This window comes from Endozoicomonas atrinae (assembly GCF_001647025.1).
In the GTDB taxonomy this organism is placed as follows: Bacteria; Pseudomonadota; Gammaproteobacteria; order Pseudomonadales; family Endozoicomonadaceae; genus Endozoicomonas; species Endozoicomonas atrinae.
The window spans coordinates 16,841-27,347 of the sequence record NZ_LUKQ02000067.1 but is presented as its reverse complement, the minus strand read 5'-3'; the positions used below and the strand labels follow the sequence as shown (position 1 = coordinate 27,347).

The following is a 10,507-nucleotide window of genomic DNA, read 5'->3' as shown; positions in this document are numbered from 1 at the left end:
GATCATCCTGAGTTTTAATCTGACTGGCTATTTGATCTACCAGTTTTTCGTTGATTTCAACGCTCATTGTTATTCTCCATTTTGGAGTATTAACGACAAGCGTTTACACAATTTAAATTACATTCCCCTCCCAACTGGCACACTGGGTGAGGCTGCCATCAATAGCAGCTTGCTAAACAACCTTCATCCCTTAAAAAAGCGAAGTCACTACTTCAAACAGCTTCCATCAATTCACTCACCCCCTCCTAGCCTGTACCAGAAAAATAAAAGCTGCGGCATGCCTTATCTCGCAGGCCCTTCTGGTATGGCTAATTGTTCTTATGCTGTAAACCTTCTGTTTAACATCGACTTTTATTCAGCAGCAGGCCAATGTCTTGCCAAGATACTGTCTGCATTCATAATAGCAACAGGAGAAAATACTGCGAAAGAGGCCCGAGACAGTCTTGTTATCACCCATGAATATCTGACATGTCCGGGAAGACTGATGACGGATTATCAGGGCCGTGCAGGTATATTTAAATCCCTGCACGGTCCCGCTGAACAGGCTTAAACCCAGGCACTTTCTTTCTTGCGGATCTTCAACATCGGCAGGAACAAGCCAAGAAGAATCCCAAGCAATATGGTGCCGCCACCGAAGAGATACCAGCGCAGGCTGCTATCCCTGAGCAGTTGACGGTTTTCCGCCTGAAGCACCTGCAACTGATTTTTCAGACGTTCATTTTCCTCAACCAGTTGCTGGTTACGACGATCAATGGCCAGAGGTTCAGCAGAAATATCCTGAAGTCGTTTCATCTCCACCTGCTGACGATCCAGCTTATTATCAGCCTTGCTGAGTTCGGACGTTACCTCTTTAAGCTGGTCATCCCGTTCAATCAGGAGTTTTTCCAGCTCTTTATTATCTGCTGCGATTTTACTGGCTCGATCCAGGGCAGCAGGTAACTGGCGAAAAGCCGGTGGATTTATCATCAGATATTGGGTCGGTACATAGCCTTCCTGATCACCGTACTTCACCTTGCTGAAACCCTTACCAGAATCTTCTTCCAGCAGTACCAATGCGGTACCGGTCTTCAGTCCACGATGAATAATCCGGTATTCATTACCAGGCCCTGTCCGCACAGGCACATAGGTAATATCAGTAATGTATCGTGTCTGTGCAGTTGCCTGTCCAATCCATAACAAACCGAGCAGAACAATTAGCCAATGTTTTTGCATTTTCACAGGAATCAGAATCTCAAATCACGGCAGAACTTTTTTAAACGGCTTAACGATGACCTGTCGATAAACGCCAGCCTCAATATAGGGGTCTGCATCTGCCCAGGCCTGAGCTTCGCTCAAACTGGCAAATTCGGCAACCACCAGACTACCGGTAAAACCAGCCTCCCCCGGATCATTGCTGTCTATGGCAGGACAAGGCCCTGCAAGCACCAACCGACCTTCATTCTTCAATTGCTGAAGCCGCTCCAGGTGCGCAGGGCGAGCCTTCATTCGCAATGACAGACTATTATCAACATCCTCACTGAAAATAGCGTAGAGCATTTATTTCTCCTCGGTCTGAATATGTTTTGAAATCACCAGGAACTGACCAATCACAAACAGGAAGGTCAGAATAAGGCTGCCGAACACTTTAAAGTCCACCCAGATATCGTGAAAGGTAAATGCCACGAAGAGGTTTGCCGCCCCCAGAAGTATGAAAAATATAACCCAGCTGATGTTCATCTTGAGCCAGATATCATCTGGCAGTGTCATGGCATGTCCCATCATCCGTTCCAGCAGGGTCTTTTCACCAATAAACTGACTGCCCAGGAAAGCAACCGCAAAGATCCAGTTTACGATGGGGGCTTTCCATTTCAGAAAAGCTTCATCATGAAAAGCCAGTGTCATGCCCCCAAACAACACAACGGCTGCGAGAGTCACCACATGACTTTTCTCAAGTGTACGGTTCTTCAGATACAGGCTGCCATAAACCAGAATGGAAGCGACCATTAATACCAGTGTTGCACTGAACGGACCACCCAGTTCAAATGCATTTGAACCCAGGTTGACCGTTCTTGGGTCCATTTTGTAGACAACAAAGAAGAGAATTAGAGGAATAAAGTCAATTATTTGCTTCATATTTGGCCGATCAGAGTAGAATAGCAGGCACCAGATTAATCAATGATACCGGCCTTTCATAGTAAAAAACGGTTAGGGAGTTTGAGCCTGCAGGCAATTACAGTCAAACTACATAATAAACTAATTGAATTTCAGGGTAAGAGACAATTTTGATTTCCATTGATTTACACAGCCATACAACCGCTTCCGATGGAACTCTTGACCCTGTTGAGCTCTACGATCGGGCTCAGGAACGAAATGTTCACACCCTGGCCATTACCGATCATGACACTGTTGCGGCCCACTACTTCCTTAGGGATCACACACCTGAAGGAAATATCCGATTAATCACAGGCATTGAGCTCTCCACTACCTGGTCCGGTGCTGAAATACATATTGTTGGTCTGAATTTCTCCCTTGACCACCAAGATCTGAACATGGTCGTCAAAGCCCAGGGCGAGTCTCGCAGAAAACGCTCACACCATATTGCAGAACGCCTTGCCCGCCGTTTGCCCGACTGGAATGCCGATCAGATTTTCCAGAAAGTCCTCGAAGGCGCAGTTGAACAACAGCAGAACAGCAGCCATGGTTTTATTCTGAAACCGGACGAAGTGCAGATTGGTCGGCCACACTTTGCCCGCTGGCTGATAAGTGAAGATCGGTGCAATGATATGGATGCCGCTTTTCGAAAGTACCTTGATAACAGCAAAATTGGCAATCTTAAGGCCTTCTGGCCAAGAATGAGCCAGGGCGTTGCCTGGATCCGGGCACTGGGGGGAACGGCGGTTCTTGCCCATCCCGGAAAATACCGGATGACCGCGACCAAACTCAGGGCTCTGATCAAAGACTTTAAACTGGCAGGCGGTCACGCCATGGAAGTTCAGGGGTCTAATCACCCACACAGTCAGGTAGAACAAATGGCACGCTATTGTCGGGAGTTTAACCTGATGGCATCACAGGGCAGTGATTTTCACAACCCGAACTACCCTTGGGTTGATGTTGGTCGACTACCTCCCTCTCTCCCTGAAAACCTGAAACCGGTTTGGGACACCTGGAAATAGGACTTGCCGTACTCAAGAAAAAGATCAGGCCATTGCAGTATTTTCTTATACGATTGCAGGTTCTGTTGACATAATACCAACTGCACTTTCCAACTCCCTATTGCGCAGATGGCCTGAAGCGTATTCCTGTGTTGAAGCTTCTCGCCATAGCTACGGCTATGACTTCACGTCGCCTTTATGCCCCTCAGGGTATTGTCTTACACTCCAATCCATCATGCTCATAACGGGTTTAAAAAGTTTAATTGGTATAAGGTTGCTTTCTCAGCTCAAGCCAGAATGCTTCTAACCAGGCGCAAGGACGCTGGAATACCTATGTATTTAAGTTCTTGCAACAACGGCAGAAACATTCTGCCTTGAGCCCTTTGAGCAGCCCACGGAGTGCTTACGATTCACAGCGGTAACCACTCCTAAGCTCTTCTTTCCTGCTGACCTCAGTGTTATGATGCGCCACCGCTTTTGCGCGATCGCCACAGTGCTCTTTCGCTGAAGCATTACTCTTTATGCTGAAGACTATTTTCTTAGCTGAAGGCTCTACTCCTTCATCACTCTAAGTTATGGCCGACAAACTTCTGTGCTTGTAACCACAAACACACACTGGTTCACCCCAGGCCATAGGTAGAGTGAATAACCCTGATGCTGACGATTGCCATGAGCCAGTTCTTTCAGATTCACCCCGACAACCCTCAACTGCGTTTGATCCGTCAGGCTGTCGATATTATTCGTGATGGCGGTGTCATCGCCTACCCTACAGACTCCGCCTATGCTCTGGGTTGTCACATTGGAGATAAAAAGGCGGTTGAGCGGATCCGGAAAATACGCCGGCTGGACGAAAAGCATAATTTTACTCTGGTCTGTAGAGACCTCTCCGAACTGGCTACCTATGCCCAGGTTAATAATACTCAATATCGGATGCTGAAAAATCATACGCCTGGCCCCTATACATTCATTCTCAAGGGCTCCAGAGAAGTGCCGCGACGATTGATGCATCCAAAGAGGAAGACCATCGGTATACGTGTACCTGAGAGCCCAATCGTACAGTCCCTGCTCAGTGAGCTGGGATGTCCCATCATGAGTTCAACGCTCCAATTGCCTGGAGACGAATTCCCGATGATGGATCCTTATGATATCCGCATGACCCTGGAGCCCCAGGTAGACCTGATTATTGATGGTGGATACAGAGGCATGGAACCCACAACGGTTGTCAGCCTGATGGAAGATGTTCCGGAAATTCTCAGGATCGGCAAAGGTGATCCTGAACCTTTTAAGATTAATTAGTTTTTCTTGCCACAAAGTAAAAGCTGTTAGTTCGCAAATCAATCAGTGATCTGGAATTAACAGCAAAAACTACAGTACAAGTTCAGTACTCCAGAAATCTCTCACATATCAGAACACAACACTTTTGAATTCTCCCCTGACAATAAAACTATTTTTTCTATTATTCAGAAAAATCGTCTAGGATTGATACTTTGATTCGAAATCAAACTCCACTTTTTAAACATTCAACAATCAAGAATGACATTGTAAGAAACCGAAACCGATCAATTAACGAAGTACTTATCAAACCATGCAAAGATCAGCAGCCACAAAAACAGAAACCACAGGACACAAAAAAAAATTATTCATAATAATTACTGGAATTCTTATACCTTCTTTAAATATTCAGGCTGAACTTGGCATAAAAAACACCTATCGAATATCACAGCAACACTTTTCTAAAGCCTACCCAGATTCTGATGAAAAAATAGAACCAACAGAAAATGAAGCAGAACTTCCTGATATTATCCTCACTCCCGGAGAAAAAAGAAAAATCATATTAAAATCACTAACCCAACAAACTATTGAACAGGACAGTTCTGAAAACAAAATCTTAACGCATTATGCAGTTAAAGATCTGGATTTATTAAATGGATCAACTCTATCACCAGATCACAGCATTCTGAAAAGTCTTGGAACCCCTATTACTGTATCCGGCGAAATCATGTTAGCCAACATGCTGATTAATCCAACAACTGATATCAATGTACTGGAGAAAAGGCAATCAACCATACAATACCTGATCGATAACCCCATATTAATGGCTAAACTGGAAAATCATTTACGCCGATTCTCCACCAATGAGGATGGAATCATATCTCTGCTTGACCCTTCCGATACTATCTACAAAGGACTCTTCCAGAGCCTGGATGCTACTACTCAGTTTGGCATGAACCCAAAAACCAGTAATGAGAAAGAAGCGTCTCGTCGGTTTATTGAGAGTTTGAATTTACTCGGTCTCGGGTTTATGCCTACCTACCTTTATTACAATTCATCAAACCCCTTGCATCTGGCTACCGGCTTAACACTTTATGGCCTGACACTGTACTTGACACAGAGAAGTGCCAGGAGGGAAAAGAATTATTACACATACGTAATGGAACGCAGCAGGCGCCCAGGTCTTTCATTATTTGAAGCCAGAAAGCTCTGGATGACACTTGAGGATCATCCACTGTTTCATGATGTGTTTTTATCCTACCCAGAGTTTTCAAAACTAGACAACTCCAAGGAGCTCCGGGAAATACTGGGCCTATTGAAAGACACCCCTGACACCCCTATCCGTTCCATCTGGCAGTACTACACCTCTCATATGGGCTGCTACCACATGGCTTTAGAGCTTATGCAGAAGCACAAAAACTCTATGCTATCCATCCTACAGGCAATCGGTGAAGTTGATGCCTGGTTGACTATTGCCAAACTGGTAAGCCAGGGTCAGGAAAGAGAAAACAACCCTATTACCTTCGCAAAATATATTCCAGACCATCATTCACCATACCTGAGGCTTGACCGCTTTTGGAATCCACATTTATCACCAGCTGTAGCCGTAGCAAACAGTATTGAAATAGGTGCGCAACTACCACTAAACACCATCATTACAGGACCCAATGCCGCCGGAAAATCAACCAATATGGAAGGTATTGCCATTGCTGCCCTTATGGCGCAGACCTTTGGCATAGCGCCAGCTCAACATATTGAAATAACGCCGTTTTCATTGATTCATACTCATATGGATATTAGCTCAGAGGTGGCGGCAGGCCTGTCAACATTCAAGGCTGAGTCGGTCAGAGCTATTGAACTGATGGACCACATTGAAAACATGAAAGAGTATCAGTTCAGCTTGACACTAATGGATGAGATCTTCAGCAGTACCAATCCGATAGAAGGTGAGGCTGGAACTTATGGCTATCTGAAAATCATTTCAAACAACCGAAACTCCATTAATATTTGCACAACCCACTACCCCAGACCCACACTTCTGGCTGATGAATATCCTGGAATATTCCAAAATATGCATGTTCATGCAGAAATCACCAGCGATGGAAGACTGGTCTATGACTACCTTTTAAAACCCGGATATTCTGAACAGCATATTGCGATCAAGATCCTTGAGGATGAAGGTATTCAATCTGAGTTTCTTGATATCGCCACTGAAATCATCAAACATCCAGAAAGATATCCTCTTCAGGACCGAAGACACTAAGCAATGATCATCTAAAAGTTATAACGACAAAAATCAAGGCGGTAACAATACTACTGCCTTAAAATCGCACCACTCAAATCAAAAAACCATGAAAAACACTTAAAAAACATCTATTCCATTTTCAGTCCCCTACAATAAATCCTAAAAATGAATTTACAAAAGAAATATCTGAAGTCTTACATACCCCCCGTCAGATTAATAACAATTCCTTCAACCTATCTTTCGTATTTTCTGATTTCATAAAATTCATCATGTTATTAGTAAGTAGCATTATTTAAAATAATGAATAAGCACATCTTTCATTATCTAACCGTACTTATATCATCGAGTTTAGTTTTTTGATATCTAACAGGAATTTATACGATTAGCATTCGGCACACCCAAGAAACAGTATCAATCAAGCTGGACAGCTCAATAAACACTCTCAACAAGTGCCTTAGTTTTTTTGGAGTGTCAAACTTTTTGCGACAGGAAGAAGAATCAATCTTAATAATCGAGAATAAAGAGCTTATTTCAACACAAGGAATACTGCCTTACACCCCTTTCCCCTGGATTAAAACTGTCGTACCCTGTCCTCTCAGGACGAACTTGGGAGAGCCCTTTGAGCGCTGTAGACCCTCAGTCGCGTGTTTTATCTGGTATGCGACCCACTGGCCGATTACATCTTGGCCATTATCACGGTGTTTTGAAAAACTGGCTGGCACTGCAACACGAATACGATTGCTTTTTCTTTGCAGCTGACTGGCATGCACTGACCACTCACTATGAAGATACCCAGCACCTTCAGCAACACCTGCTGGACATGGTCACAGACTGGCTGGCGGTTGGTGTTAACCCCGGATCTTCCACCATATTTATCCAGTCCCGGGTACCGGAGCACGCCGAACTTCACTTGCTACTTTCCATGATGACCCCTCTCTCATGGCTGGAGCGGGTCCCTACTTATAAAGATCAGCAGGAAAAGCTCAAAGAGAAAGACCTTTCAACCTACGGTTTCCTTGGATATCCACTCCTTCAAAGTGCTGACATTCTGGCCTATCGGGCTGGCAGTGTTCCTGTGGGCGCTGATCAGGAGGCTCATGTAGAGATTACCCGGGAAATCGCCCGTCGTTTTAACCACCTTTATGGCCGTGAGCCCGGTTTTGAACAGAATGCCGAAATGGCTATCAAGAAAATGGGCAGAAAGCAGGGTGAAATATACCGAAAGCTTCGCAAAACCTATCTGGAAAAAGGCGATGAAGAAGCTCTGGAGACAGCCAAGGCGCTGCTGAAAGAACAGAACAATATTACCTTGGGTGACCAGGAGCGTCTTTTCGGCTATCTGGAGGGTACCGGCAAGGTGATTCTGCCAGAACCACAAGCCTTGCTGACACCTCAAGCCAGAATGCCCGGGCTGGATGGGCAGAAAATGTCCAAGTCTTACAACAACACCATCAGTCTCAGAGAAAGTGCTGACGAGGTGGACGCCAAGATCCGGAAAATGCCCACAGATCCAGCACGTATTCGTCGAAACGACCCGGGCGACCCCATGAAGTGTCCGGTATGGCAATTCCACAGACTTTATTCTGACCAGCAACGTCAGGACTGGGTACAAAGTGGCTGCGTCAGTGCCAGTATTGGCTGTCTGGACTGTAAAAAGCCGTTAATTGAAGCAGTTCAGTCAGAGCTGGAACCCATACGAATTGAAGCCCTGGAACTGGAAAATAACCAGGATGTGGTAAAGAGCATTATTACCGAAGGGTGTGAGAAAGCCCGGGATGAAGCCCAGGACACCCTTAAGGAAGTTCGTGATGCCATGGGACTTCACTACCGTTAATCATAATTACCTGGAACAGAGACAGTGAGACAAAGACACAGAAGAACCAAAGCCTCTGTGTCTTTGACATTAAATAGAACTCCCCCTTCCCACGGTAACTCCCCTCTAGACAGACACCGCCTCTAGCAGGCATGATGGAACTGATTAGCAAATAAGCCGTCCAACCTCTGTATCCCAGTAGAGGCACCGGCCCAGCAAGAGGTGAACTGCCCATGACCACGACGGAAGCCGTGGCCGAACAACCAGAACAGACGCCAGCCCCATCGGAAGCCGAATCCGTTTCCGCTGCACTTGAAAAAGTGGAAAAATCGCTGGCACTGGTTAAGGGTCAACCATTCACCAAGCTGCCTGACGATCTCTACATTCCACCGGATGCCCTGGAAGTCTTTCTGGAAGCCTTTGAAGGCCCTCTGGATCTTCTGCTCTATCTGATCAAGCGTAACAACATGGATATCCTCGATATCCAAGTGGCTCAGATCACCCATCAGTACATGGAATACGTCAAACTGATGGAGAGTTCCCAGTTTGAGCTGGCGGCAGAATATCTGGTTATGGCAGCAACGCTGGCAGAAATCAAATCCCGGATGTTGTTGCCACGAACCACAGAGGCTGAAGAGGAGGAAGAAGACCCCAGAGCTGAACTGGTCAGGCGACTGCAGGAGTATGAACGCTTTAAGCAAGCCGCCGAAGATCTGGATGAGCTGCCCAGAATGGGACGGGATACCTGGCCTTCAAAAGTACAGGCGCCTGATTATGAGCGGGTCCAGGTTCACCCGGATGTTGACCTGCAAGACATACTGGCTGCCCTCAGTGAGGTCATGCGCCGGGCGGATATGTTTGAGCACCACCATGTGGCGGAAGAAGCACTTTCCGTTCGAGAACGGATGAGTGAGGTTCTTGCCATGCTCTCCCCCGAACGCTTCACCCCATTTGTCGCGCTCTATCGGGTCAGCGAAGGTCGACTGGGTGTGGTGGTCACCTTTATGGCCATTATGGAACTGATCAAGGAATCCCTGATCGAACTGGTGCAAAGCGAACCCTTTGGACCGATTCATGTGAAAGCACGGATTGAATAAATGAGCGAAAAACCCGAACTCTCACTGATTCTGGAAGCGGCCATCATGGCCAGCAGCCGCCCATTGAACATCGAACAACTGGCCGCACTCTTTCCGGAAGAAGATCGACCGGACGGTAATGAAATCCGTGAAGCACTGGTTAAGGTATCCGAAGCCTGTGAGGGTCGGGCCTTTGAACTGAAACAGGTCGCTTCCGGCTTTCGCTTTCAGGTACGCCAGCAAATGGCACCCTGGATTGGCGGGCTCTGGGATGAAAAGCCACAGCGCTATACCCGTGCTCTTCTGGAAACCCTGGCCCTGATTGCCTACCGCCAACCCATAACCCGTGGGGAAATTGAAGATATTCGAGGCGTCAGCGTCAGCAGTAATATCATCCGCACCCTGCAGGAACGTGAGTGGGTCCGGGTCGTTGGTCACCGGGATGTACCCGGAAGACCGGCTATGTTTGCGACCACACGGCAGTTTCTGGATTACTTCAACCTTCAGAACCTCAACGAGTTACCGCCACTATCGGAAATTCGGGATCTGGAAGAAATCGCCAAGTCACTGGAGATACCTCCAGAAATTGCCGAAGCACTCGCTGAAGCAGGTGGCACATTAGAGCAACCCGAAATGGCTGATCAGGAAATTATCCAGGAACGTTCAGCCCAGGAACTGTTCGATGAACTGGATGCCATGGAAGCCGAATTGCCTACGGGCTTTAATGATCTGATCAAGAAACAGAAAGTACCTGCCCTGGAACTGGAAGAAGAGAAAGAGCAGAATGCTGAACTAACAGGAGATCAATTAACCTCACCGTCAGAAAGCCAAACTGCTGATGAGCTACCATCTGATGAGTTACTGTCTTCTCAACCTGAAGAGCCGGACGAAACCTTTCATTAATTTGACGTAAGCCAGCAAGCCTAAGGGCAATAATAGACACAGAGCTTTAATTCATTGCTTTGTGTCT

Annotated in this window: 10 protein-coding genes; 7 read left to right on the top strand and 3 right to left on the bottom strand. The window is 46.4% G+C overall.

Annotated features, from left to right (window positions below; genetic code table 11):
* Positions 1 to 550, top strand: a 550-nt coding sequence (locus AK963_RS35310; RefSeq protein ID WP_238593705.1) for a hypothetical protein, incomplete at its 5' end; no start/stop codon positions are given.
* On the opposite strand, the gene AK963_RS11590 is transcribed toward AK963_RS35310, so the two are convergent.
* From AK963_RS11590 to AK963_RS11580, 3 genes are read right to left on the bottom strand one after another with little or no spacing between them, the layout of a single operon-like run.
* Positions 547 to 1,212, bottom strand: a complete 666-nt coding sequence (locus AK963_RS11590) for a TIGR04211 family SH3 domain-containing protein (RefSeq protein ID WP_066015611.1) — start codon at positions 1,210 to 1,212, stop codon at positions 547 to 549. The two genes, AK963_RS35310 and AK963_RS11590, sit on opposite strands and share 4 nt — an antisense overlap.
* A 24-nt stretch (positions 1,213 to 1,236) precedes the next feature.
* The gene (locus AK963_RS11585) at positions 1,237 to 1,536 is read right to left on the bottom strand and encodes a YciI family protein (RefSeq protein ID WP_066015610.1); all 300 of its coding nucleotides are present in this window, start codon (positions 1,534 to 1,536) and stop codon (positions 1,237 to 1,239) included.
* Entirely contained in the window at positions 1,537 to 2,112 is a 576-nt protein-coding gene (locus AK963_RS11580) for a septation protein A (RefSeq protein ID WP_066015609.1), read from the bottom strand.
* A 149-nt stretch (positions 2,113 to 2,261) separates the two neighbouring features.
* Between AK963_RS11580 and AK963_RS11575 the strand changes: the two genes are divergently transcribed.
* The 6 genes from AK963_RS11575 (at position 2,262) to scpB (ending at position 10,440) form a co-directional block, all read left to right on the top strand.
* Positions 2,262 to 3,152 carry a PHP domain-containing protein gene (locus tag AK963_RS11575; RefSeq protein WP_175404495.1) on the top strand — a complete coding sequence of 297 codons (891 nt, stop codon included), beginning with the start codon at positions 2,262 to 2,264 and terminating at the stop codon, positions 3,150 to 3,152.
* A gap of 648 nt (positions 3,153 to 3,800) precedes the next feature.
* On the top strand, positions 3,801 to 4,427 hold the full coding sequence (locus tag AK963_RS11570; RefSeq protein ID WP_066015614.1) for an L-threonylcarbamoyladenylate synthase: 627 nt from the start codon (positions 3,801 to 3,803) through the stop codon (positions 4,425 to 4,427).
* Positions 4,428 to 5,130: 703 nt separating this feature from the next.
* Complete coding sequence (locus AK963_RS11565; RefSeq protein WP_338011550.1) at positions 5,131 to 6,666, top strand: MutS-related protein; 1,536 nt, start codon at positions 5,131 to 5,133, stop codon at positions 6,664 to 6,666.
* Between the two features lie 640 nt (positions 6,667 to 7,306).
* A complete protein-coding gene (locus tag AK963_RS11560; protein WP_066015607.1) occupies positions 7,307 to 8,482 on the top strand; it encodes a tryptophan--tRNA ligase in 1,176 nt (391 codons plus the stop codon).
* A gap of 212 nt (positions 8,483 to 8,694) precedes the next feature.
* On the top strand, positions 8,695 to 9,558 hold the full coding sequence (locus AK963_RS11555) for a segregation and condensation protein A (protein WP_066015606.1): 864 nt from the start codon (positions 8,695 to 8,697) through the stop codon (positions 9,556 to 9,558).
* A complete protein-coding gene (gene scpB, locus AK963_RS11550) occupies positions 9,559 to 10,440 on the top strand; it encodes an SMC-Scp complex subunit ScpB (RefSeq protein WP_066015605.1) in 882 nt (293 codons plus the stop codon).
* The last annotated feature ends 67 nt before the right edge of the window (positions 10,441 to 10,507 follow it).

Excerpts from the sequence above, each read along its gene's own strand:
- AK963_RS11565 (WP_338011550.1), top strand. The coding sequence starts at position 5,131 with ATGTTAGCCAACATGCTGATTAATCCAACAACTGATATCAATGTACTG.
- AK963_RS11585 (WP_066015610.1), bottom strand. The coding sequence starts at position 1,536 with ATGCTCTACGCTATTTTCAGTGAGGATGTTGATAATAGTCTGTCATTG.
- AK963_RS11580 (WP_066015609.1), bottom strand. The coding sequence starts at position 2,112 with ATGAAGCAAATAATTGACTTTATTCCTCTAATTCTCTTCTTTGTTGTC.
- AK963_RS11560 (WP_066015607.1), top strand. The coding sequence starts at position 7,307 with ATGCGACCCACTGGCCGATTACATCTTGGCCATTATCACGGTGTTTTG.
- AK963_RS11570 (WP_066015614.1), top strand. The coding sequence starts at position 3,801 with ATGAGCCAGTTCTTTCAGATTCACCCCGACAACCCTCAACTGCGTTTG.
- AK963_RS11590 (WP_066015611.1), bottom strand. The coding sequence starts at position 1,212 with ATGCAAAAACATTGGCTAATTGTTCTGCTCGGTTTGTTATGGATTGGA.
- scpB (WP_066015605.1), top strand. The coding sequence starts at position 9,559 with ATGAGCGAAAAACCCGAACTCTCACTGATTCTGGAAGCGGCCATCATG.
- AK963_RS11555 (WP_066015606.1), top strand. The coding sequence starts at position 8,695 with ATGACCACGACGGAAGCCGTGGCCGAACAACCAGAACAGACGCCAGCC.